The sequence below is a fragment of the Chengkuizengella sediminis genome (genome assembly GCF_010078385.1).
Taxonomy (GTDB): Bacteria; Bacillota; Bacilli; order Paenibacillales; family KCTC-33759; genus Chengkuizengella; species Chengkuizengella sediminis.
In genome coordinates this window covers 402,913-427,846 of record NZ_SIJC01000002.1, presented here as the reverse complement: position 1 = coordinate 427,846, position 24,934 = coordinate 402,913, and the positions used below count along the sequence as shown (strand labels likewise).

Genomic DNA, 24,934 nt, shown 5'->3' with positions numbered 1-24,934 from the left:
ATAAAAATACAGAAAGTGTGATTATTATGCACCAAAGAATCGTCGTAAAAATCGGAAGCAGTTCGCTTACAACATCTGAAGGTGAATTAGATCACGCAAAAATAAACTACTTTACAAATGAAATTGTCCATCTAAAAAAATCAGGTTTTCAAGTGTTATTTGTAACCTCAGGTAGTGTTGCCGCTGGTTTTAAACTCATAGGTTATGAAAACCGTCCAAAGATGTTACAAGAAAAACAAGCCGCTGCTGCTGTAGGGCAGGCAATCTTAATGCAAGCATATTTTGAAGCATTTGCTAAACATCAATGTAAAGTAGCACAAATTTTATTAACTCGAAACAATTTTACAAATCGTAATCAAATGCAAAATGCTTTAAGTACATTTGAAGAATTAATCCGTCAAGACACGATTCCTATTATTAATGAAAATGATACAGTATCTGTCGAAGAAATAAAATTTGGTGATAATGATTCGTTATCTGCTCTCGTGGCTAACTTAGTGAAAGCTAAACAACTTATGATCTTTACAGATACAGACGGACTTTACACTGCAGATCCTAGAAAAAACCACAACGCTAAAAAGATTCACCGAGTTGATGAAATAGATGAGGATATGTTCCGCATAGCTGGAGGAGCAGGATCATCTGTAGGCACTGGGGGTATGCGTTCAAAAATAGAAGCCGCAAGAATCGCCATGCGCGGTGGGGTCCCTGTTTTTATAGGTAGGGCTGCAGAACCACTAGATATGAAATTAGCTGTTGAACAAAAAGGAAAAGGAACATATTTTGACACACAGTTGCACAACCTCCCGATGAAAAAGCAATGGCTTGGGTTCCATTCATTGCCACGCGGGAAAATTGAAGTAGATGATGGCGCAGAAAAAGCACTTTTAACAGGTGGAAAAAGCTTATTACCAGCTGGTGTTGTAAAAGTTCTTGGCGAATTCCACCCAGGGGACGTTATCGAGGTAACAAATCAGTCCGATAAAGTTATTGGTCGTGGAGTAGTAAATTATGCATCATGGCAATTGAAAGCTGTAGTTGGATTATCCACTAGTGAAGTGAAAAAACGAATCGATGTGCAACGAATAGAAGTCATCCATCGTGACGAATGGGTTACCCTACAACTACTTATCTAACCCAAAACATTTAAATAACTTAAAAGGAAAAATCACCTTAATGGTGGAGTATCGAAAATATTGTAAAAGGAGGATATCAGCATGAGTGAAGTAAAACTAAAAGCAACGTTAGCTAAAGAAGCATCTAAGAGCTTAATTCCCTTAACAACAACACAAAAAAACAATGCTATAAATGTAATGGCAGACGCTTTAGTTAACCAGCAAAATCGAATCATTTCTGCAAATGAAGAAGACTTGGAACGAGGTAAGGAAAACGGATTAAGCAAATCATTGCAGGACCGTTTAGCAATCAATTCAGAAAGAATAGAAAGCATGTCAGAAGGTTTACGTCAAATTGTAAATTTGAATGATCCAATTGGGGAACAATTAGAAGAAATCAAAAGACCAAATGGTTTATTGATTCGCAAAATACGAGTACCCATTGGCGTAATAGGTATGATTTATGAAGCACGTCCAAATGTTACTGTTGATGCAGCAGGTTTAAGTCTAAAAACGGGAAATGCCATCGTATTACGTGGCGGTTCTGCCGCATTAAAATCGAATCAAATGATCGTTGAGGTTTTACGTGAAGCTCTAAATTCAACTGATGTTCCCGTAGAAGCAATTCAATTGATCAATAATCCAAATCGTTCCTCCGTAAATGAAATGTTGAAATTAAATGGATTGTTAGATGTAGTGATCCCAAGGGGTGGTGCATCACTCATTCAAAATGTAGTGCAGAATGCAACAGTCCCTGTCATTGAAACTGGCGCAGGAATTTGCCACACCTATATAGATGAATATGCAAATCCAGAAATGGCTAAAAGTATTGCTTTCAATGCAAAAGTACAACGTCCATCTGTATGTAATGCGATGGAAACATTAATTGTACATGAAAACTTTGCTAAAGAGCACTTTCTCTCTTTAGTTGAAAAATATCGTGAAGCAGACGTTCAGATAAAAGGAAATGACATTGCAAGAAATATAGTACCTTGGATAGAAAATGCATCAAATGAAGATTACGCTACTGAATATAATGACTATATTTTAAATGTTAAGATCGTCAGCAATATAAACGAAGCAATCAATCACATTGATACTTACGGGACAAAACATTCAGAATGCATCGTAACTGAAAATCAAGAATATGCAAATCAGTTTCTTCTGGAGGTAGATGCTACCTCCGTTTATCATAATGCTTCAACTCGTTTCACAGACGGGTTTGAGTTTGGATTCGGAGCAGAAATTGGCATCAGCACACAAAAATTACATGCACGTGGACCAATGGGTTTACCTGCCCTAACATCTACAAAATACAACATATATGGTACTGGACAAATAAAAGAGTAGAAAGGTAGATCTATCATGAATATTTCATCAAAAAAAATATGTTTTATCGGAGCTGGCTCCATGGCGGAGGCTATATTTAAAGGATTAATTGAAAAAGAAATTATACCGAATCAACATATATGTGTTACGAACCAGCAAGATCAAGATAGACTGAATGAATTAAATAAATTGTATGACGTTCAAGTAAGCAACGATTCAGACATTAAAAAGGATTGGATCAAACAATCTGATATTCTTGTGTTAGCAATGAAACCAAAAGATGCTGAAAAAGCATTTTATGAATTAAGTCTTCTTTTAAATGAAACTCAAATTATTATTTCTGTGATTGCTGGGTTGACAACCGAAACTATAAAAGATCTTTTAAAAACAAATAACCCTATTGTAAGAACAATGCCAAATACTTCTAGTTCTATAGGTTTAGGTACAACGGGAATAAGTTATTCAACTCATGTCAATGAACAGACAAAACAACTTACGTTAGAAATGTTTGAAGCGATTGGTTCTACTTGTGTTGTACCTGAAGATAAATTAGAAATACTTACAGGAGTATCTGGAAGTGGACCCGCGTATTTCTATTACATGATGGAAGCGATGGTGCAAGCGGGAATAGTTGGTGGGTTAACAGAAGAACAGGCTATGGATTTAACAAAACAAACCATACTAGGTGCTGCTCATATGGTACAGCAAACTGGTGAACATCCAGCAGAATTACGTAGAAAAGTAACTTCTCCAGGAGGAGCTACAGCAAAAGCTATTGATGCTTTAGATGCATATCATATTCATGAAGCTGTTCAAAAAGCAGTGAATGCTTCTGCCAAAAAATCCAGAGAGATGGGCGAGATGATAAAAGTAAGCTTGAGCTAGTGAAGAATGAAGCGGAAAACTCGCTTCATTCTTTTTTTTCTCCGTTTCATGATAAACAAAAAAACACATAGAGTTTAGATTTTGAAACCCATGTGCTTTTTATATAAAGTGTATATTTTAAAGGATAAACGTCGTAATTGAATGCTCAGGAACTACAACCTCAGCACCTTTTTTATCGTGAACCAGAGAAAACTCTTGTAAATGATCTCGTTCATTTTGTACAACAACCGCTATACTACCATCTGGATTTTTAAATGCTGTCGCGTATACATTTTCAGGTAAGTTCATAGAATGTTGAATTCTTTTTGCCCCTGGAACAATAAATTTTGAAAAATGACCAATGTAATAATAGGAGCTATTGATAATTAACTCATCGTTTTTACGATCAGCAAGAATAGGCGCATCACATAAGTTACCTACGTGATTCGGTCCACCTTCTTCATTTAATACTAAGTTCCAATCCAACCATCCTCTTGACCAGTTATTAAAGTCCCCGATAATATTTCTACCATATCTCTCTCCGGTAAACCACTCACCTGGTTTAGGTCCTCCCTCTTGACAACCTTCCGTAAATAAGATGTGTTTGTCTGGGAAAAGATCATGAATAACAGATAAGTTTTCAAATTCTTCACTCACATACCAGTGGTTTCCTGTTCCCCATACGTACTTTGCTGCTTCCTCATCAAGAAGAACAGTCGAAGCTCTCTCAACAATTACATCACGGTTATGATCCCAGATGACAATCGCTTTATCTCCCATTCCAGCTTGCTCAAAAGTTGGTCCAAGATGATCTCTAACAAAATCACGCTCATCCTCGGAAGAATAAATACAAGAATCCCATGTTTGAATCGCTGCTGGTTCATTTTGAACACTTACACCCCAAATATCTATTCCTCTTTCCTTCATACCTTCTATAAACTTCACATAATACTTTGCCCATGCTTGACGGAATTCAGGTAATAAATACCCACCATAATTCATTTCTTTATTTGTCTTCATAAAAGCTGGCGGTGACCAAGGAGAAGCTAAAATCGTTAATTCTTGACCCGCCGCTTTCACTGCGTCATTAACCATTGGCACTACCCATTTATCTTCATGAGACATATCAAAAGTAGACAGTTCACTGTCTCCTTCTTCTATATAAGTATAGTTACCTAAAGCAAAATCACAGGAATGTATATGAACTCTTCCAAGTGTATAACCTAATCCTTCTTTAGGATCAAAATATTTTTTAATCGCTTCTGCACGTTTTTCCCTTGACATTTCACTAAGCGTATAAGCAGCCGCCTCAGTGAATGCTCCACCAAAACCCATATGTTCTTGGTAAGTTACTTCAGGATTGATCGCAATCACTGGAATATGAGTATTAAATTTTTCTTTTAATTGTAATGATTGCTTCTCTGTTAAACGATCCCCTGTATTTTTTGCAGTTCGAATTACTTTTGCTTCCATATTTACACCTTCTTATATTTTATAATAAATTAAAAATGATTTTATTGAAATCGATTTCGATCTCTTTTCTGATATTATACATGCTGTTAAGAATATGAACAAGTACAAACTACTAAACACTTATTCGATATCAATTACAGATTCTATAAATCTGCAATGGGTGTCGTTCCATTCATCCAATTCCATTCACTTTCAATCATAAAACGATTTGGCCATCCTTCTTTAATTTCAGGCCATTGTGTAAACTCAAGCACACATTTGCAAAACAACTCAGCATTCTCTTTGTTGGGTTCAGACAACAAACGGTCTGTTAGTTTCATAAAATCAACTGGTTTATTCTTAACCTCACTTAATTTTCTCATGAACCACTTATGATAAGGATACAGTATCTTATTGTGAGCTAAAATTAATCTACCTCCAAATAAAACAAGTGATGATACGATATGCATCATTAAATATTTATCGTTACGTTTCTCTGCTTCATTTACGTACCATCTAGCTGCTTCAAATTGGGTATAGAAACTTTCAATTTTTTGTTTTTGTTCATTTTCGGGATAGGTCGTTATTTTTTGAAGTATAGGCACCAATTCTTCTATTTTTGAAAAACCTACAATCGTATCGCAAAATGCAAAACGAGCTGGCTCACTCCCTCTTTGAGCCACATCCTTTAAAAACTGTAAACTAGTAAATTTCCCGTCTACATACCCACCTTCATAATCACAAAATTCACCAGACCAATAAAATAAATCATGTTTTTGTTTACGGGCGTCAAATGTTTCATCCGTTACAACTAGTATAAAATCAACATCTGAATTTTCTTTTGCATATCCTTTTGCTACAGATCCCCCAATTAATAAAGCCAGTACATTCGGATCTTTCTCGAAGTGTTGAATGAGCTTATTAATCGTTTTTTTGTGGTGTTCATACATTCGCTTTCACCTTCTTTTATAAAATGATTTTAGAATCGATACTTGATTATGACTGACTAATAAAATTATAAACAATACCAATTGTCTATTAAATTGCCATTCTAGTAAATATTTTATGTTATTTTGGGATTATAGGATTTTTCAATTATAGGTGAAGGTGATATCACATCTGCGGTGATCGTCTCAATAAAATTGTTAAGATGTATCACCGCAATATGATTTTAAAATGCTTTACTTAACTTTGAAGATACATCTTTAGGGGAAATTGAACTTACTGCTGGTTTATCTTCATCTAGGAAAGATAAAATAACAGGAAAGTCACGACCTTTAATACTTTGAAATGGGCTTAATTGTTTAGCTAAAATCCATTGTCCTTTTGCTTTCTCTAGATCATTTAGTTCCGTTATTGCTTCATTTAATGGTTCATGTCCGTAATAATAAGCATTTGTACTTCCACTAAATTCAAACCCAGGTGCACGCCATGAATCTGGAGTATCCGCCCACATATAACCTGGATACCATAAATCATAATACCAGCCCTCGGATATTTCTACTGAGACTAGCTGAACCTTCTCACGATCATAATGATTACGAACAGAAGGGATTAACCACATATTATCCTGTAACAAGTCGTTAAAACGAGGAATTTTGATGGCTTTTTCTAAATCTAATTCCGATAACTCCTTCGGGATTTGATAATTTACAAAACGGTCTGAAACAACATTCCTTTGTATCTCCCCAGATTTTACTCTTTTGAGGGACTTCTGTAAGGCATCTAATCCATTTATTATCACAACGTCGGATGTTTCTTTCTGAATCAAATCGAACACTTTTTCAAAACACACTGCATATATTTCTCTTATATCTTCTTTTCCTTTTAATTCAAACATCAATTTTGTGAGACCTTGAAACAATATTTGACTTGGGAGCTCAGAGTATCCCCAAAAATCTCCAATCTCTGCTGCTCCAATAATGATATCACGATATTTTAAAGCAAAATCACTATGTACTAAGGTAAACACAGACAATATCCCATCCACATCTAAATGGTTGTTGATTGCTAAGTCCCAATCCTTAGAGGATTCCTTTGCAACAAAATTCATACATATTTCTGTAGAAGTATCTGCTCTGTATAACTCAGGTGTTTGATTAGGAATCCAGTGACTTAATTCAATGTCTACACCCTCTCGAAAGGTATCATCGGGGGCTCCATCTGTAAAAATAGTTTTTTTACTTGGCGGTCTTTTTGTTTCGCTACCAATAATATAAAAGTTAGGTATCATATTCTCTATCCCCTCTATGGAATTTAATTACTATGTCTCACTAAACCAAGCAAGTTTAACATCAGGTTCATTATTTTCCGCTTCACTTAAGCCAAACTCTGTTTCCTTAAACTGATGTTTTTTATAAAAAGCTCTTGCATTCAAGTTTCTTTGGAAAGTATAAAGCTCTAAATATCCGGAAGATATAGACTGAATGTATTGAAGCAACTTCGTTCCTAACCCAGATTTTTGGTGATTTAAGCTGATAAACAACTGAGTAATAACAGGATTATTAAAAGCAATAAACCCAGTAACTTTCTGTTCCATCAAAGCCAAATAAATTTTATTTTCTTTTAAAATCACTTCTTCAAAATAATGCATAAATTCTTGATACCTATATTTTGGGTATATGTAAGGATAAGCATCGCAATGTGCTGCAAACCACAATAATACAGTATCATTTTTATATTTGCTTCCATAAGGTATAATTACAACTTCTTCCATTATTCCCAATCCATTCTTATTATTAATCTAGTTATATGAGCAATGTGGTGCTCCCCGTGCCAAGCATACAGGTCTACATTTTTCCTTAAACTGACTAGCCCAAAATCTGGGTGAATGAACGTTTTTTCTAGATCTTCAGGGGATAAAGATTTTAATAATAGCACCCATTTTTTATGAAGTACATCTAATAGGGATAATGAAACTTGGATATCTTCAAAAGAATCACTTAATTCAGCCCATCGTTTTTCATCATATGCTTTAATAGTTGGTTGATCTTCTGTTAATGTCCATTTAAAACGAATGAAACCATTCATATGACTATCTGCTAAATGATGTACGACTTGTCTTACCGTCCACCCTTCAGGGCGATATGGAGTATCTAACTGTTCTTCTGATAAACCATCAACTGCATTTCGAAGTTTTTTGGGTGCATCCTCAATTTGTTTAATTTTGAGATTTAACTTCTTATCTGTAATCTCTGCATCATGTTTAAACTCCCCAATTGGATAACGTAAATCTTCCATCGAATCATCCTCCAAATTAAATTTTATATTTACAATGAAATACATTTGATGCCTCTTACAATCAAGTATAAACATCATAGGCAACACCGAATAATTTTATCATCTATCTAAATATTTAAAATGGAATAATTCCTACGTCATATTTTTCTACACACAGTCAGATTTAAATCAATTCATCCTTATAGTCATCTAGTGATTTACCATCGATTTTAAGTACCTGTAAGTCTTCAGTATATACCCATTTCACTTGTCCAAATTCATCACTTACTGAGGCAACAGGATACTCACCTTCTTCCTCGCTTGGAAACAAATCTCCTCCTAAAAAACTAGATCTAGAGGATTTATATGCACCGAAACCTGTACCCAACAAAATATATTTCTTGTTACTGGGTTTATGTAACACTATAGTTGCCATATTTATTTCTCCTTGTTTTATCCTTAATAATAAAAGTATTATTTGTTAATCTAATTCGTCTTATTAATTGTTATTTCTTTTCTTCTAAAACATCCAAAGATGCTTTTAAAGCAAAAACTCTATCATACTCAAGTAAATCATGTTCATCATTTGGTGTACGTATTCTATTTTCTTCTGTTAAGAAATATCCCCAAATAATCGCTTCATTGCCTTCTGTAATTTTTATTTCATCATTTAAATAAGTATAGCCACTAGCTCTAAGATGATCATCAAATTCTATATCAAATTCCATAATACTAGAAGTCCCATTTAAATCTTCAGAAGTAATAATTAGTTTTTTCAATCCTTCTTGATAAACATGATCCTGAATTGAAAATGACATTTGGGAATCTTCCATATTAATTTCAGACTCCATCAACTTACTTGATTTAATTAACTGTCCATTTTCATAAACTTCCATTGAAATATTCAAATACTTTTCAGGTCCTGAATAATTTATATGAAAACTTCCTGTTATCCAACCCAAATGGGGCTCTAAATATTTCGTGTCATCCTTAAAAAAATCATCAGGAGAAATGATTAATACCCCTGATTCAACTTGGTCCTTACAGCCAATTAAACTAAATAGAAATACTAAACACCACATTAGTATAATGATTCGTTTTATAATGTCCACCAACCTTCACTCACATAAAATTATAAAGGAGTTTTATCATTTGATGATTTTCATTATATTATATAACCTTCAAAATAATGCAGATGATTTTATTGTGCTTGTTCTGAACTATTCTTGGATTACTAATGTTAAACCACATGAGTGACATTCCACCTGTTTAGAAAGAACTTTAACATAACATGCAGGACAAGCTTCATATTGCTCATAACTTTCTTTCTTCTGAGGCTTTTTTTGAACAATAAGTTTCTCCCCATACTCCCCTATACTTTTCCCATCCACTTCAACTACTTGAAGTTCATTCGTATATAACCACTGAATAGTTCCGAATTCATCACATACTGAAGCTGCAGGGATCTCGTCTTGTTCTTCGTTTGGAAACAAATCACCACCTATGAGACCTGGTCTTGTTGCTTTATAAGCCCCATATCCTGTACCTAATAATATGTATCTTTTACCGCTAGCTTTATGTAAAACAATCGTTGCCATTATGTATCCTCCTATAGATGTACTGCATTTTCCAATGCCCACCTATGATGTGCATGTATCAAATCTTTCGTCGCTTTAGAAGTATCCATCCAACCATAAGTTTCATCTGGTTCTGTAGACTCTTGCACTTTTTCTATGATTCTAGCAAAATAGAAATTTCCTATCATAAAATAATGTTCATCATAGGTTGGTGAATAAAAGTAGTTCCCTGCTGAACCAATATAACCCCCAATTTCGATTTTACAACCTAACTCCTCTAGTACTTCTCTGTGCAAACATTGTTCTTTCGTTTCCTTATCCTCCATACCTCCTCCTGGTAAAAAATAATTCCCTGTTTTTAGAGATTGAACAATCATAATTTGATCTTTAGTTTCATTAAAAATGATCGCATATACGCTAGGTCTGTCTGTGTAAGTTTGATCTGTTTTTTTCTCTCCAAAAATCTTTTCAAGCCTATCCATTTTTGTTTTCCTCCATGTAAAAATCCTATTGATCATTGAGATTTACTTTAATTACTAAAGCAAAGTCATAGTCTTTTTTTAAATTTTCTTTTGTTAATATCATTGGACTTATAATACTCTTTTCATTAGCTAGATACGCCCAAACGATGGCTTCTTCTTTTTCTTGTATCATAATTTCCTTGTTTAGGTTCCATATCATGTTCATTGCCCCATCAGGAATTTGAATTTCTGGAATGTCTCCATTTACAGTACTTGATGAACCTCCACCTGTAATTTGTAACCCAAAATTATATTTTTTTAAGTCTTCACTTGTATCTTCATCTATTAATGAAATTAACAGCTTACCATCAAATTTATCCTTGTTGAAGGTTGAGATCATAGGAGACGACTTTGTTATATTCCCTTGTTCATAGATTTCATATGAAACAGTGATCATATTTTCATCACCAGTATATTGAAGGTTCACCTTCTCAGTTAACCACTCATCAAAGTGAGCTTCTAGAACTTCAGCATCTCCCTTAATAAACTCGGAGGGACTAAGCGTTAGAGTCGAAGCCCTTTCCATTTTGCTACTCTCAACGTTCTCGACTACTGGCTCATATTCATTGCAACCTATTATTATCAATATAGTAAAAAAGCTCAATAGAATTAGCATCATTCGTTTTTTCATTCTTTCATTCTCCCTTATTACATTCCTATTTTATAAAAATTATTGTTCTAGTATCATAGGGGGTATCTTCATACGCCTTGGCTATTCCTTCTTGGCTGATATGTTGCTTCATTACCCTTTTAATTTTCATATTAATTTCAAAGTCATTAACAAATGGAAACCTAGACAATTTTACATGGAGTTCATCTATCCAATGTGCAATAATGGATTCACCATTCATAAATGGAAAGTTCTTTGATTTAGTAAATCCATCACGAAACCACAAGTGTTCATTTTCTTTTTTAGTTCCAGGTTCGTTCAAACATATGTACAAAGATAATTCATCGAAAAACTGTAGGAAATTTAAATGGAAATATAGATCTGATTTTTGATCTTCATTTTTTATCAATTGTTCAATCATTTTCTCTTGTCTAATTTGTTCATTTGCAAGGAAATTTACAGCTTTAGGATCACTTATTTCACTAATTAAATTTGTGTATTGAAGACTGCACAACAAACCAGCATAACTATTTTTTTCTTCCACCTGATCAATTCCATATTGATAGGCTCTCAATTTTGGAGGTAATGGAAAGTCCATAAAAGAATAAGGGACTTGTTCGCGATCATTCCAAAAAGGTACAGCATCTAATTCAATCCATCCTCGGTCATGTTCATAAACAGCTAACAATACATTATTCCATTTATTATTGTTTTGAAAGTATTTCATATTCCAATGTTTAGCCATTTCACCAGATGCGTTTGCATGTGTATGTTGTTCAATCATGATAAACTTGTCTTCTTGTTCATATATTATCATTTAGTTTGCTCCTACTTTACTTTGCCTCATCCTTAATAAGTTGAATCACTTTAGACAAAGCCTTTTGTCCTTTGTATGTTTCCATCTTGCTTATGTACTTCTCTCTATTTTTGTATAAATGATTTATAGCTTTGGTTAAAGATTTCTCCGATAAATCCTCTTCTTGTAAAATTTCACAATACCCTGCTTTTTCAAACGATTCAGCATTTAAGATTTGATCCCCTCTACTAGCTTCCTTTGATAAAGGAATTAACAACATCGGTTTCTTTAAAGAAAGAAATTCAAAAATTGCATTAGAACCCGCCCTTGATATTACTATATCTGCCATTTGCATCATATCTGGTAATTCTTCATTTATATATTCAAATTGTACATATCCCTTTTTTTTAATTGAGGAATCCATTTCACCTTTACCACAAATATGTACAATTTGAAATTGAAATAACAATTCATCTAAACTTTCTCTAACTGTTTTATTTATTTTTTTAGAGCCCATACTGCCTCCCATTATTAATAAAACGGGTTTCTCTCGAATGAAGTTACAATAGGTATAACCTTTAGTTGCGTTACCATGTCTTAACTCATCTCTAACGATAGCCCCTACATACTCTGCTTTTTTAGTAGATAGATGTTTTTCTGTTTCTGGAAAAGTGGTGCAAACTTTTTTAACAAACGGCATAGAAATACGATTTGCCAAACCTGGAGTAAGATCAGACTCATGTGTTATAACAGGAATATTTTTAAATTTAGCTCCTAAAATAACTGGCACGGAAACAAATCCACCTTTTGAAAAAACAACGTTTGGTTTTGATTTCTGCATGATGCGGTAAGCTTGAAAAATTCCTTGTACAACTCTAAAAGGATCTTTCACATTGTTCCAATCAAAATACCTCCGGAGTTTCCCCGTTTTGATACTGTGATATCTTACTTCTTGTAACTTGGAAACGAGTTCTTGTTCAATTCCGTTTTTAGAACCTATGTATTCCACTTCCCAGCCCTCTTGTATAAAATGAGGAATTAAAGCTAAATTTACCGTCACATGCCCTGCGCTTCCTCCACCTGTAAATATGATTTTTTTATTCATGATGTGCACCTGCTTTCAATATCTTAAAAAAACTTATGTAGAGACAGTATTCTACGTTGAACTTTTTATTTATACATATCATGGTTCATTATAACAAAATTACCAACTGTGTTTTACTTTAGCACATATTTATTTTATTATAGGAAATGAAAATTGATGTAATGAAACAAATAAAAAGAGAAGCAGGGAGGTCCAATAAATACATGACAAATATATTTTATGGTATTTACATGATAGTAGTAGGAATTATTTCCATTTTCACAGGGGAAATTGTTACATTTATAATGCTTGGAATTATATTAATGAGCCTGAACAATATAAATTCAACCCTAAAAATGATTTACAAAAAGCTGAATCAAACAGAACAGAAGGATGAAGGATAACATCAAACGAAACTAGAGGCTAGACTGCCTCCTCATGGGAGGTCAGAATAATCCCCTAAAAGCTGTATTCAATAATCATCAATTAAATTTAAATCTTGAGCATCTTTTATACGATAGCTTAACACAACATGAACATAATCACTCTGTTTTTCTAAATCTTCTTTTGACATTCTACTATCATGATCATTTACTAGTTCTTTTAATTGTTGAATATTTTTAAGTTTATTTAATTTTTCTTCTGAAATTACAGATTTCATTCGTTTGTGAGATAATTCCCACTCCTCACCAGACATATTAGAATATGTGATTGTTAACTCTATCTGTTTCTCGTGACTACCTTCCTTTGCCGCATGCTCAAGAAGTTTTAACCCAGGAGAAATTACTTGTTTCACTCCTTTTAACAAGGATGATGAATGTTCTTTTAAGAAATTATCATCTATCTTATATTCACCCAGCTTTTCTTCATTTGTTTGATAATATTTCTCGATTAAATTACCCTGTTGTTTTGTTTCTACAAGGATTAAAAGATCATTTTCTTCTAGTTTTTTTACATGATAATATAATCGAGAGGGTTTTTCTCCGAGGCCAGATGCTATCTGTTTTACAGTTAATGGTTTTGCTTTGGCTAATTCAATAATACGTTTGCGTCTAGGATCAAGTAATGCTTCCAACATCTCAATATCCGTTATTTTTTTTTGTTCTTTCATTATCGTTTTTCCTCCGTTAAGTTGCTCCTATTCCTTACATTGTAGCATGATTTCCATCTTTATTCCCATCATAGAGCTCCTAATAACCACTCATTATAGACATTATCAATACTATTATGATCAGTAATCCTCAGGAAATTGCAGTACCATACAGACCGTCCACATTTTATAAATTCAATAAAATATTCTATTATATTTGGCATGGAATAAAAGAAGGGTTTCCAATGAAACCCTTTGATTTTTAATATATTTATATATCAGAACGCTTACAAATATTTATTGAAGAAGTTTAATATGGCTCGATATGTCTTGATCTCATTTTCTTTTTTTGAAAAACCATGTCCTTCATCATCAAATACGATATACTCTACTTCTCTGCCTTTATTGCGTAGTGATTCCACAATTTGATCAGATTCAGCTTTTACAACTCGTGGGTCATTAGCTCCTTGAATGATAAGCATTGGTTTTGTCATTGTTTCTAAATACGTATCTGGGGAATAATCAATTAGCATTTGTTTATCTTTTTCTGGATTACCTACCCACTGATCCATAATCGGCTTCCAATGTTCTGGAACTGAATTAATGAAAGTAAATAAATTGCTCGGTCCAAAAATATCAACAACTGCTTTAAAATATTCTGGATGTCGACCGTGTAACAGTAGGGACATGTAACCTCCGAAGCTACCACCCATTAAAAATACTTTATCTCGATTTGCTAGTTTATTTTTAAATAAAAATTTTAAACCTTCAATGTTGTCATGTCTTGGTCCATCTCCCCAGTTTTTTTCAACCATTTTCTTAAAAGATAATCCATATCCAGTTGAACCTCTGAAATTAGGTGTAAGAATACTGAAACCATAATAGGTTAAGAATTGGAATAAAGCCCTAAACGATTGACGCTCTGCTGCTTGTGGTCCACCATGTGGCCACAAAATAACATGACCGTTGCTCACTTCCTCTCGTGCTTTAAAAAAGAGCGCTTCAATTTCCAATCCGTCAAATGATGGATACCTTAATACCTCAGGTTCAACCATCTGTTGATCAGACACACCTGGAACACCATAGTTTGTTAGTTTAATCCATTCCTGCCCAGCCTCTTCTTTTTTATAAATATTAAATGTTTTGGTTGCTGTTCGACCTAAAATGTATACATTTCCTGATTCAACGACTTCAATCTGATCAATCACAGAAACTGGAATGTGTACGAGAGAAAGCTCCTCTGAATGAAGATCAAATTGATATAAGCGATCTACTACACCCTTCTTATTAACAAGGTATAATAGATTACGATCTTTCACTTTTTTTATCGTCGTAAACTCTTCTCCTTCAATTGCCTTTATCTTTGTGAATTGTTTAGTTTGTAGATCAAAACGAGCTAAATATGAAAAATCAGACTCAAAATCTGTCGTGAAATAAATCTCATTTTCGCTTGTATAAACCATATCTGAAATGGTATGATCTACCCCTTCTTGTGGAGTGAGATATATGTCTTCTCCATCTTTTTTAACAAAAGCTCTCACGTTTGTATTTGAGAAATGCTCTATGAATGTAATGCTAAGTCCATCTGGGCTTTTATCAGCTAGATATGTAGCTGCTTTTTTCCCTTCATGCAGGACAGTTTCTTTTCCAGACATCAAATCATAAAGATAAGTATTTAAAAAAGTTTCATTGTCTTTGTTTGATGTATAATATAATTTCGATCCATCATCTGACAGCAAAGGTTGTAAATGCTGTTTTCCTTTTTGTATACGAATTGGCTTTAATTCCCCGCCTACAGTCTGTAGTGCATATAATTGAGCGTTTTCATCCCCATCATGGTCAAAGGTAGCAATAATAAATCGACCTTGTTTATCGTAACAGATATCTTGACAACTTTGATCTATAAAAGTTAGTGGGTAAGGAAACATTTGAGGCAAATTCATTGCCCACAAATTGTATTTACCGCTAATATTTGTGCTGAAAATACACTGTGTCTCATCTGGGCTAATTTTAAATTGTTGTATGCCTAAAGTACGAAAAAAATGCTCTACATCTGGTTTTTTGAATTGAATCATCTTAACCTCTCCTTCATTTCTTTCAAAATTTATAAACATCACTAAATTCTCAATTAATATTTTATCGTTAAAAAAATTTTAACGATAAAATTATTTTAACCCCATTGGTATAATATGTCAAGATATTATTTGGATGCAAATCAAACATCATTTTCAAATGAGATATCAAAAGAAAAATATAATACAATTACGGAAGTACTTTAATAATTGAAAAAGACCCGGAGAATATCCATTTCCGAGTCCATACCTTATTTTATAAATATTGATTGAAAAAGTCTAAGATGGCTCTATAAGCCTTCATTTCATTTTCTTTTTTTGCAAAACCGTGTCCTTCATCCTCAAATACAATATATTGAACATCTCTTCCCTTTTTTCGAAGTGATTCCACAATGTGATCAGATTCTGATATAACCATTCTAAAATCATTTGCTCCTTGAATAATAAGCATAGGTTTTCTCATTGTTTCTAAATAAGTATCTGGAGAATATTCGATTAGTTTTTGTTTATCTTTAACAGGATGTCCTATCAGCTTATGCATTCCTAGCTTCCAATGCTCAGGTACAGACTCTATAAAAGTAAATAGGTTGCCTATTCCAAATATATCTACAACCGCTTTAAAATATTCTGGATGACGACCATGCAACAAAAGTGACATATACCCACCAAAACTACTTCCCATTAAAAAAATTTTATCTCGATCAGCTTTATTGTTTTCAAATAAATATTCCAAAACTTCAATGCTATCAAGTCTTGGACCTTCTCCCCATTCTTGTTCAACCATTTTCGTAAACGACAAGCCATACCCAGTTGATCCTCTAAAGTTAGGCATCACAACACTGTATCCATAATAAGTTAAAAACTGAAACAAGGCTCTGAACGATTGGCATTCTGCCTCTTGCGGCCCACCATGAATCCATAATATAACATGACCGTTGTTAACTTCCTTTCTTGCTTGAAAAAAGAGTGCTTCAATCTCTAATCCGTCATATGATGGATACCTAAACACCTCTGGCTGCGTCATCAATTGTTCAGAAATACCAGAAACATTTAAATTTGTTAAACAACTCCACTCTGCTTGGCCAATATGGAACTTATAAATGTTCATAGGTTTTGTTGCTGTTTGACCCAGTATGTATATATTCCCTGATTCAGCCACTTCCAACTGATTAATAATAGAAACCGGAATATCTACTTGAATAAGCTCCTTCGACAATAGGTTAAATTGATATAAAAGATCAACAACCCCTTTTTTACTGACTATATAGAGTAGGTTTCTCTCTTTATCTAATTTTAAAGTTGAAAATTCTTCACCTTCCACTTCAATTACCTTTGAAATTTGTCTCGTGTTTATATCAAATCGAGATAGATGTGGAAAATCAGACTCTACATTAGAAGTAAAATAAATTTCATCTTCACTAGTATAAAGCAAGTCCGTAAACGTATGATCTTGCCCTTCAAGAGGTGTGATATAAAAGTTTTCCCCATCCCTCATAACAAATGCTCTTGAACTTGTTTTCGTATAAAACTCTAAGAACGCCAAGCTTTGCCCTTCTGGACTTTTACCGACCAAAAATGTAGGTGCTTTTTCTCCTTGGTACAAAACCGTTTCGTCTTCAGACAACAAATCGTAAACATAAGTATTCAAAAATGTGGAATTATCTTTGTTGGAGGTATAATATAACTTCGATCCATCATTGGATAAAATAGACTGTACATGCTGTTTTCCTTCCTGAACACGAATCGATTTTAACTCTCCACCAATGGTTGGCAGCGCATAAATTTGTGCATTTTCATCTCCATCTTGATCAAAAGAGGCAATGATAAATCGACCTTGTTTATCATAAGAGATGCCATGGCAGCTCTGATCCTTGAAGGTTAGTGGATAAGGAAATGTATTCGGTAAATCTATTGCCCAAAGATTATATTTTCCACTGATATTTGTACTGAAAATACATTGCGATTCATCAGGACTTACTTTAAATAGCTGAATACTAAAAGTGCGGAAAAACTGCTCAACATCTGGTTTATTAAAACGAATCATCGAAATCTCCCCTTCATTTTTTTGTTGTTCAATCTTAATATGTATTATCTACGAAAAAAATAGGTTAAGGTTTCCAACAAAACTAATGAATACTAAAAAATTTTGAGATGATTGTGGAAATTATTTATTTGCAACACCAAAAGGCACATGTACAGATGGAGTGATCTTAGCTACTCCTTCAATATGCCCTAGTTGATCATCGAAGAAAATATGTGGTTTAAACACTTTAAGCACACGTTCCTTGTTGATCCCTCCCAAGAAAAAGGCTTCATCAACCTGTATCCCCCAATTCCTAAGCGTTGAGATGACTCGTTCATGTGCTGGTGCGTTTCTTGCTGTAACAATTCCAATTCTAATTCTAGGTTTATAGTTCTTAATAGATTGTTTTTTATCTAACTCTATCTTTTGTAATGTAGAAACTCCTTTTAAAAATTTCATTAATGGACCAGGAGGTAGAGGTTCTTCTGCTTTTTGTTTTTCATGTTTATGAAATAATTCAATGGCACCTGTTTGATATACAACTTCCGCTGAATCATCTGCTAAAATACCATCAAAATCAAAGGCGATTCTTAACTCCTCTTCTTCATCGTTATCAATAAACTCTGTTGGAAATACTTGCCCTGCTGGAAGTCCTCTTTGTACTGCTTGAAGAACATCTTCATGATTTGCGGATAAAAATAATGAAGCATTAAAAGCTTCCATATACAAAAAGGGATTACTTCCTTTTACAAAGGCTGCCCTTGAAATGGGAAGTTTATAATGCTCAATAGAATTAAAAACTCTTAATCCCGTATCGGGATCATTTCGAGAGAGAAGTACAACTTCTACTGGTTGGTCATCCATCGTATTTCCATTCAAACCTAATAGCCGTCTAACTAGTGGATAAGCCACACCTGTTTTAAGTGTTTTACTTTCATTCTCTCTTTGATACTTCCTATATTCTTCTTCTCCTCTTTCTAGAAATATCTGATCAGATTCAGACAAATCAAATAGTGCGCTTGAAGCTACAGCAACAACAAATTTCTCTTCAATTTGATAAGGCATAAGCACTCCTCTAAAGCTTCATTAATAATATTTTCTCAACTTACGAATGGCCATTTTTTAATATATCGGCTAAATCTTCAGGGTATACACGTACACCTTCCAATGCTTCAAGATCTATCCATTCATATTTATTCTTATCTAATCCTATTTTATTCTCGTCAGCAGCATTTGTAATTTCATCTTTGCTAAAATTACATTTAAAATAATAATCAACTTGATGAGTGTCTCTTTCCCATTCAGGATTTTTATGATATTCGGCCATATATTCTTTTACATATAACATCTCATGAACATCAATTTCATGACCTGATTTATTAGTAAAACCTCTTTTTAAAGTAACTCTTAATTGTTCACCATTTTTTTGAGGTTCGCATGGTAATAAAAAATAAACTCCATCTTTATCTTTGTTTTTTGTAAATAAGATTTTATCATTTAGTGTAATTGCGGCTTTTGTTATGTTTTTTATCGGTCTCATCTGTATTCTCCTGACTATTCAATAATTTTATCTCTTTTTCATGATTAAAATATATTTATTTTAACATTTAAATCTTCCATTCTCACATCTTTCTCAAATTATTCTCTAACTCCTCATTTCTTTTTTATACTATATATTTTCAATAAAAATAATGAATTTCCTGTATTTAATATCTGAAACCATGGACAAATTAAAATCATATTGGTTAATAATTAAGAGAGATTTTGTAATATAATCTTAACATTACTTTGATCTCTCTTTAACAAATTATATCTATAATGAACTTAACCCCTTTTTTATATATAAATTTTTTTCATCCTGCAGCAGAAAAACTGTGGGTTTTTTCTTTTTAATAATTGTTAACACAGGTACATTTTTACGGAATATAAATAATCAATCTTGAATTTTAGTTTTTCAAAAAAGAAATACCATCTAGTAACTTTAGATTGGCATACTTATAAAATTATATTCAAATCCCACCTGTTACACTTTATGAGTTTTAAAAAGTAACTGCCCCTAATTGATTTCCATTTGGGTCTACAAAATCAAAAAACCTGCCATCACCACTTCCATAAACAACTTCAAATGAGAAGATATTCATATACCTTATATGTAGAAAAAAGATACGCTTAATTTTCATTTATTTTTTCTTTCATATTTATTACATTTCCATCAGGATCTTGGAATTCAAAGTAAAACCATTCATCATCCTTATTCACCTTTATTCCTCAAGTAATTTCTTGATATACAATATCTTTTTAAATCTGGTAAAAAAGAAATTATTTTTTCGTTTTCAATCATAACTACCTCTCCTAGGAAGCTAGAATGAAGTTTTACATATTAAAAAAAGCAGCCAAAATGAATTTTGGGCTACTTGAAAGTTAGTTTAATATTTTATCGAAAATTCAATTTTCATTATAACAAATTGCAAAATATAAGTCTACTATTTTATTCAATTTTCCCCTATAATCGGAACATAATAAAATAAAGGAGAGTTATTATATTGATAAATGAAATACCAAAAATGTGGAGAAATGTACAGTTTGACGTATTAAATCACGTAATCAAGTGGGAACCTTTAAGAGATTGGTCATTATCCAATGTTAATCGAATTACACTTCAATCCAAGGAAACAAAGATTGCCAAATGGTCAGGTGGAAACATGACTAGAGAAATGGACATATACAACGATCTATTAATGCCACTTGAAATTGAAAGACCCCTCATTTACGAAAATCATAAGTCTGAACATGGTTCCTTTACAATTATGCAAGATATAGGCAGAGACACACTAGAACAAAAACCACTTGAAAAATACTTTATTGTTGCTGCAAAAAAATTAGCCCAATTACATCATCAATCAACTATGAATATTGAAAACGAACGATTGTCTAAGGAAATACTGGAACGTTACTGCGTTACGTTTGATACTTTTATTGAAGAACTATTTTATTTAAGTGAGCACACATTTTTTTCTGTAAATCAAAAGCAAACAATTAGTCAACTAGCACATCTATTTCCTGAAAAAATCAAAAAATGTTATCATGATTTCCCAATGACACTAATTCATAATGATTATTTTCCTAAAAATCTAATCGTTACTGATGAAAACATCAAAGTGATTGATTGGAGTAATGCATATATTAGCCACCATCTTGGAGACGTATACGGTTTATTAAAGGAAGCAAAGTATCGTCAATTCAACCCACAACATTTAATTCAAGCTTATTATAACGAAATAAGTAACAGACCCTATTCATTAACAGAGTTAAATTGGTTTGTACATTTTGGAGGGATTTGTTGGTACATACATACCATCAAATGGATTCTTGATTATGGAAGAACTGTTATAGAGGGATCTGAATATTGGATTGAAAGCATGATTATTGATATAGAAGGTCTTTTAAGAATAATAAGGAGTTGATCATCATGTTGCTTGGAATGCACCTTCCGATCTGACCACCAAACTTTATACTTAGGATCTGTTCCTTTAAATGAAAGACTACTTTTTTCAAATGAAAACAATTAAAACTCAATATAAAGGCTTTCTACCTATTATTGATAGAAAGCCTTTTAAGCTGAAAGATTTTACCTTTCCTTTTTTATTTCCTTTCCTTCTTCATCCAATTCCCATTGATGCTCTAAAGTTGATTCTATTATTTCATAAAACGCCCAATGGTCTGGATGTACATCCGTAAACCCTGATGTATCAATACCATACAAAGGTCCACGTTTAATTAATTGATTTAATATCCTAACAGCTTCAGAACGTGTGAGTTTTTCTTCTGATTTGAAGGAATTGTCATGAAAGCCAGTCATAATTCCATAAGTTTTGTTGAGTAAAATACTATCGTATGCCCAATAATCAGAAGTCACATCTGTATAATCAAATTCCTCATCTATTGATTCACAAAACATATAAGCATGTGTATTTTTTTCACATTGATTTTGTACCCATCGATCAATAATGTTAGCCATTTGTGCCCGGGTGATGTGATCTTCTGGTCCGAAATGACCATTGGTATAACCTTCCATGATTCCTTGTTGTTTTAAAATATTAATTTCTTCAAATGCCCAATGATTCTGTGTTATATCTTGGTATGGTAATGAATTATCCTCATCAAAAGTTTCACTTAAATTTCTAGAAAGCATCGCAGCCATTTGAGCGCGAGTGATAAAATCATCTGGTCGGAATGTTCCATCTTCAAATCCATAAATATATGGTGTATGTGAACCAGTTAGATCCTCGATATATAACATTGTAAATGTACTGAAGTTATCTATATCAAATTGTAAACCAAGTTCATTATCGTGATAGGTTACAATCTTTCCTTTGATCATTTCAGTGCTTCCATCGCTATGTTCTATAAATACAACAAAGTTATCTAAATTGTTTTGACGTACTCCTTGCAGAAATTTATTCTTGAGCGGAAGTATAAGCGTCACTGGACGACTTTGCATATTTGTTTCAATGTTTATAGGTCTACCTATAACTTGTATTTCTCCATCATTAGCAATATTAAGTACTTGCTCATCTTTCTTAATACGATCTTCTAGTTCTTTTTTTTCATCTTCTTGTTTTATAGGAATGAGGTGGAAAAATAGATCTTCATTAAATTTATCCAAGGAACTATTCGATACAATAATTCGTGTGTTTATTGTATAAATTTCAAAATTGGCATCTGCATTCTCCATTAATGATAGAGAACTCGCTGGAATAGTTACATTTACTTCCGTAACTTTATCCTCTTCATCTGGGATGACAATACGTACAGTTTTATCGTTTGAACCATTTAAAGAATCTACAACATCCTCTACTCGTTCTGGTATTAAAGTCACATCATCTATGATACTACCATCCTTATTTGATATCTGTGTTATCGGTGTTGTTGAAATAACCTCACTATCACCGACTGTTCCAATTTCCACGTTAACAACTTTCTCTTTTACTTTTGAGTTTGAATTTGAATCTGAATTTGATCTTGGTTTTGGAGTTGATTCATCTGATATTGGCGGAGCATCTCTCGTTACCGTTATTGTATATGTCTTCTTGGTTTCTCCATCTTCCGCTGTAACCTCTACTTCTATGACTGTAACTCCGACTAATAAGTCCATCAATTTATTCGTTCCTTCTTCACCATCAATCGTGATGGTTGCATGTTCATCTTCTGCCGTAGATGAAACTTCTATGCTTGTAATATCATTTACCACTTCTACTGAGTATTCATCTATCTCAGCAGCAAATTCTGGGGTTATTTCCCCCTCACTTATAGTTAAATTGCTCAATTTTGCATTGTCACGCAGTAAGTGCAAATCATACTCTTCCACTGTTGATAACTTATGATCACCATCATATCCACCTATTGCATAGATCTTTCCATTTGCGACTGTGACTCCTAAATTATCACGTGCAGTCAGCATATCAGATTTGATCAATCTTGATGGTTGCATTTTCATCATCCGCTGCTATGGCTGATACTTCTATGCTTGTGATATCATCTTCCACTTCGACTATGTATTCATCATCGTCAGCAGCAAATGCTGGGGTTAATTCCCCCTCACTTACTGTTAAGTCTATTAAATTGGCATCTTCTGATAACGGCGGTACTTCTCTTTCTACCGTTATTGTATATGTCTTCTTTGTTTCTCCATCTTCCGCTGTGACTTCTACTTTGATGACTGTATCTCCGATGAATAAGTCAATCAATTTATTCGTTCCTTCTTTGCCATCAATTGTGATGGTTGCATTTTCATCATCTGCTGTAGCTGTAACTTCAATACTTGAAACATCACTGTTAACTTTGACATCATAATTCAATTCGTACTGATTAAATTCTAAAAGTTCTAAGTTTCCATCGCTTGCACTTAAATCCAATAGATCACTATTACATGACCCCAAATATGATTGAATAGCCAGTAATCATCTATTCCCCGACTTTTTACAATCTCCTAGTTGGCCATAATAATTTCCTCCCCAAGCCCATATCTTTCCATCATCATCCATTGCTAAACTATGGTTATATCCAGCAGAAATGGCTGAGATATTACTTAATTTATTACCTTCATTATCTACTAATACGGGTACAGGTGTGAACTTATCTTCTAGTGTACCATCTCCCAATTGACCATCTTCATTTCTTCCCCATGACCATACCTCTCCGTTATCATCTAATGCTAAACTGTACTCATGACCAATAGCAATTGCCTGAATGTTATTCAATTCTTCTACCATTAAAGCCACCTTGCTATGTCCTAAAGATGGATCAACTCCTAACTGACCTTTATTATTTCTTCCCCATGACCATACCTTTCCTTCGCCGTCTAACGCTAAATTATGTTCAACTCCAGCAACAATAGCTGTGATATTGCTCAATTTATTACCTTCATCATCTACTAATACAGAAACAGGATTGGACTTTGATTTTGTTGTACCATCTCCTAATTGACCATAATCATTTCTTCCCCATGTCCATACCTCTCCGTTACCATCTAACGCTAAACTATATTCAGATGATGCAGCAATCGCTGTAATATTACTTAATTTATTACCTTCATTATCTACTAATACAGGAACAGGATTGGACTTACTTTCTGTTGTACCGTCTCCTAATTGACCATAACTATTATAACCCCATGCCCATACCTCACCATGTCCATCTGTAGCTAAACTATGCTGAAATCCACCAGTAATAGCTTGGATATTACTCAATATATTATGATCGTCATCTACTAGTTCAACAGATACAGCTTTTTTCCGATCTTCTGTTGTACCATCTCCTAGTTGACCATAATTATTATAACCCCATGCCCATATCTCTCCATCCTCATCCATTGCAAAACTATGTCTTAATCCACCAGAAATTGCACTAATGTTGTTCAACTCATTATTATCATGATCTATTACTGGTACAGCTGTCCATTGATCTATTGTTGTACCATTTCCTAGTTGACCATTTCTATTCCATCCCCATGCCCGCACTGTATTATCTCCCTCTAACAACATATTAAAATGCTGACCAGCATAAACATCAGTTGGCTTTGATATCAAATCCTCCGCAAAACTAGAATTCACTGCAACTGATGTCATCGAGGTAACTACTAAAATAAAAGATAGAAATAAATGAACTATTTTTTTCATATGT

At 33.4% G+C, this 24,934-nt stretch carries 26 protein-coding genes; 5 read left to right on the top strand and 21 right to left on the bottom strand.

Annotated elements, in window-relative coordinates; all coding sequences use genetic code 11:
* Positions 1 to 26: 26 nt before the first annotated feature.
* The 3 genes from proB to proC all read left to right on the top strand — a co-directional run bounded on the left by proB (position 27) and on the right by proC (position 3,329).
* Positions 27 to 1,136 carry a glutamate 5-kinase gene (proB, locus tag EPK97_RS06605; protein ID WP_170295484.1) on the top strand — a complete coding sequence of 370 codons (1,110 nt, stop codon included), beginning with the start codon at positions 27 to 29 and terminating at the stop codon, positions 1,134 to 1,136.
* An 81-nt stretch (positions 1,137 to 1,217) separates the two neighbouring features.
* On the top strand, positions 1,218 to 2,465 hold the full coding sequence (locus EPK97_RS06600; protein WP_162035811.1) for a glutamate-5-semialdehyde dehydrogenase: 1,248 nt from the start codon (positions 1,218 to 1,220) through the stop codon (positions 2,463 to 2,465).
* A 15-nt stretch (positions 2,466 to 2,480) separates the two neighbouring features.
* On the top strand, positions 2,481 to 3,329 hold the full coding sequence (proC, locus tag EPK97_RS06595; protein WP_162035810.1) for a pyrroline-5-carboxylate reductase: 849 nt from the start codon (positions 2,481 to 2,483) through the stop codon (positions 3,327 to 3,329).
* A 117-nt stretch (positions 3,330 to 3,446) separates the two neighbouring features.
* Here the strand turns inward: proC and EPK97_RS06590 are convergent, their stop codons facing one another.
* The 12 genes from EPK97_RS06590 to EPK97_RS06535 all read right to left on the bottom strand — a co-directional run bounded on the left by EPK97_RS06590 (position 3,447) and on the right by EPK97_RS06535 (position 12,588).
* Entirely contained in the window at positions 3,447 to 4,781 is a 1,335-nt protein-coding gene (locus EPK97_RS06590; protein ID WP_162035809.1) for a glycoside hydrolase family 30 protein, read from the bottom strand.
* 143 nt (positions 4,782 to 4,924) lie between these two features.
* Positions 4,925 to 5,710: a nucleotidyltransferase domain-containing protein gene (locus tag EPK97_RS06585; RefSeq protein ID WP_162035808.1), complete on the bottom strand. Its 786-nt coding sequence runs from the start codon at positions 5,708 to 5,710 to the stop codon at positions 4,925 to 4,927.
* Positions 5,711 to 5,931: 221 nt separating this feature from the next.
* Entirely contained in the window at positions 5,932 to 6,993 is a 1,062-nt protein-coding gene (locus tag EPK97_RS06580; RefSeq protein ID WP_162035807.1) for a DUF6687 family protein, read from the bottom strand.
* A 30-nt stretch (positions 6,994 to 7,023) separates the two neighbouring features.
* Entirely contained in the window at positions 7,024 to 7,476 is a 453-nt protein-coding gene (locus EPK97_RS06575; RefSeq protein WP_162035806.1) for a GNAT family N-acetyltransferase, read from the bottom strand.
* Entirely contained in the window at positions 7,476 to 8,000 is a 525-nt protein-coding gene (locus EPK97_RS06570) for a YfiT family bacillithiol transferase (RefSeq protein ID WP_162035805.1), read from the bottom strand. The genes EPK97_RS06575 and EPK97_RS06570 overlap by 1 nt, the downstream gene beginning before the upstream one ends.
* Positions 8,001 to 8,163: 163 nt before the next feature.
* Positions 8,164 to 8,415: a hypothetical protein gene (locus tag EPK97_RS06565; RefSeq protein WP_162035804.1), complete on the bottom strand. Its 252-nt coding sequence runs from the start codon at positions 8,413 to 8,415 to the stop codon at positions 8,164 to 8,166.
* Positions 8,416 to 8,485: 70 nt separating this feature from the next.
* Positions 8,486 to 9,091 (bottom strand): hypothetical protein, encoded by a 606-nt coding sequence (locus EPK97_RS06560; protein ID WP_162035803.1) that lies wholly within the window; start codon positions 9,089 to 9,091, stop codon positions 8,486 to 8,488.
* 108 nt (positions 9,092 to 9,199) lie between these two features.
* Positions 9,200 to 9,577 carry a hypothetical protein gene (locus tag EPK97_RS06555; RefSeq protein ID WP_162035802.1) on the bottom strand — a complete coding sequence of 126 codons (378 nt, stop codon included), beginning with the start codon at positions 9,575 to 9,577 and terminating at the stop codon, positions 9,200 to 9,202.
* Between the two features lie 11 nt (positions 9,578 to 9,588).
* On the bottom strand, positions 9,589 to 10,038 hold the full coding sequence (locus EPK97_RS06550; RefSeq protein ID WP_162035801.1) for an NUDIX hydrolase: 450 nt from the start codon (positions 10,036 to 10,038) through the stop codon (positions 9,589 to 9,591).
* A 25-nt stretch (positions 10,039 to 10,063) separates the two neighbouring features.
* Positions 10,064 to 10,708, bottom strand: a complete 645-nt coding sequence (locus EPK97_RS06545; protein WP_162035800.1) for a hypothetical protein — start codon at positions 10,706 to 10,708, stop codon at positions 10,064 to 10,066.
* Positions 10,709 to 10,733: 25 nt separating this feature from the next.
* Positions 10,734 to 11,504: a DUF3891 family protein gene (locus tag EPK97_RS06540; RefSeq protein WP_162035799.1), complete on the bottom strand. Its 771-nt coding sequence runs from the start codon at positions 11,502 to 11,504 to the stop codon at positions 10,734 to 10,736.
* A gap of 16 nt (positions 11,505 to 11,520) precedes the next feature.
* Positions 11,521 to 12,588, bottom strand: a complete 1,068-nt coding sequence (locus tag EPK97_RS06535) for an undecaprenyldiphospho-muramoylpentapeptide beta-N-acetylglucosaminyltransferase (RefSeq protein ID WP_162035798.1) — start codon at positions 12,586 to 12,588, stop codon at positions 11,521 to 11,523.
* Positions 12,589 to 12,791: 203 nt separating this feature from the next.
* Between EPK97_RS06535 and EPK97_RS06530 the strand changes: the two genes are divergently transcribed.
* A complete protein-coding gene (locus EPK97_RS06530) occupies positions 12,792 to 12,971 on the top strand; it encodes a hypothetical protein (RefSeq protein ID WP_162035797.1) in 180 nt (59 codons plus the stop codon).
* A gap of 68 nt (positions 12,972 to 13,039) precedes the next feature.
* On the opposite strand, the gene EPK97_RS06525 is transcribed toward EPK97_RS06530, so the two are convergent.
* From EPK97_RS06525 to EPK97_RS06500, 6 genes are all read right to left on the bottom strand, one after another.
* A complete protein-coding gene (locus EPK97_RS06525; protein ID WP_162035796.1) occupies positions 13,040 to 13,678 on the bottom strand; it encodes a winged helix-turn-helix domain-containing protein in 639 nt (212 codons plus the stop codon).
* Between the two features lie 266 nt (positions 13,679 to 13,944).
* A complete protein-coding gene (locus tag EPK97_RS06520; protein ID WP_162035795.1) occupies positions 13,945 to 15,732 on the bottom strand; it encodes a S9 family peptidase in 1,788 nt (595 codons plus the stop codon).
* 253 nt (positions 15,733 to 15,985) lie between these two features.
* Positions 15,986 to 17,773, bottom strand: coding sequence for a S9 family peptidase (locus EPK97_RS06515; protein WP_162035794.1), 1,788 nt, complete (start codon positions 17,771 to 17,773; stop codon positions 15,986 to 15,988).
* A gap of 120 nt (positions 17,774 to 17,893) precedes the next feature.
* Positions 17,894 to 18,817 (bottom strand): 5'-nucleotidase, encoded by a 924-nt coding sequence (locus EPK97_RS06510; protein ID WP_162035793.1) that lies wholly within the window; start codon positions 18,815 to 18,817, stop codon positions 17,894 to 17,896.
* A 40-nt stretch (positions 18,818 to 18,857) separates the two neighbouring features.
* Entirely contained in the window at positions 18,858 to 19,292 is a 435-nt protein-coding gene (locus tag EPK97_RS06505) for an NUDIX hydrolase (protein WP_162035792.1), read from the bottom strand.
* Between the two features lie 499 nt (positions 19,293 to 19,791).
* Positions 19,792 to 19,932, bottom strand: coding sequence for a hypothetical protein (locus EPK97_RS06500; protein WP_162035791.1), 141 nt, complete (start codon positions 19,930 to 19,932; stop codon positions 19,792 to 19,794).
* A gap of 363 nt (positions 19,933 to 20,295) precedes the next feature.
* Here EPK97_RS06500 and EPK97_RS06495 point away from each other — a divergent pair, with 363 nt between their 5' ends.
* Positions 20,296 to 21,216, top strand: coding sequence for a phosphotransferase (locus EPK97_RS06495; RefSeq protein WP_162035790.1), 921 nt, complete (start codon positions 20,296 to 20,298; stop codon positions 21,214 to 21,216).
* A gap of 164 nt (positions 21,217 to 21,380) precedes the next feature.
* Here the strand turns inward: EPK97_RS06495 and EPK97_RS06490 are convergent, their stop codons facing one another.
* From EPK97_RS06490 to EPK97_RS06480, 3 genes are read right to left on the bottom strand one after another with little or no spacing between them, the layout of a single operon-like run.
* Positions 21,381 to 23,243, bottom strand: coding sequence for an S-layer homology domain-containing protein (locus EPK97_RS06490; protein ID WP_162035789.1), 1,863 nt, complete (start codon positions 23,241 to 23,243; stop codon positions 21,381 to 21,383).
* On the bottom strand, positions 23,215 to 23,667 hold the full coding sequence (locus EPK97_RS06485) for a cadherin-like beta sandwich domain-containing protein (protein WP_162035788.1): 453 nt from the start codon (positions 23,665 to 23,667) through the stop codon (positions 23,215 to 23,217). Before EPK97_RS06485 ends, EPK97_RS06490 begins: the two co-directional genes overlap by 29 nt.
* A gap of 45 nt (positions 23,668 to 23,712) precedes the next feature.
* Positions 23,713 to 24,930 carry an RCC1 domain-containing protein gene (locus EPK97_RS06480; protein ID WP_162035787.1) on the bottom strand — a complete coding sequence of 406 codons (1,218 nt, stop codon included), beginning with the start codon at positions 24,928 to 24,930 and terminating at the stop codon, positions 23,713 to 23,715.
* Between the last annotated feature and the right edge of the window lie 4 nt (positions 24,931 to 24,934).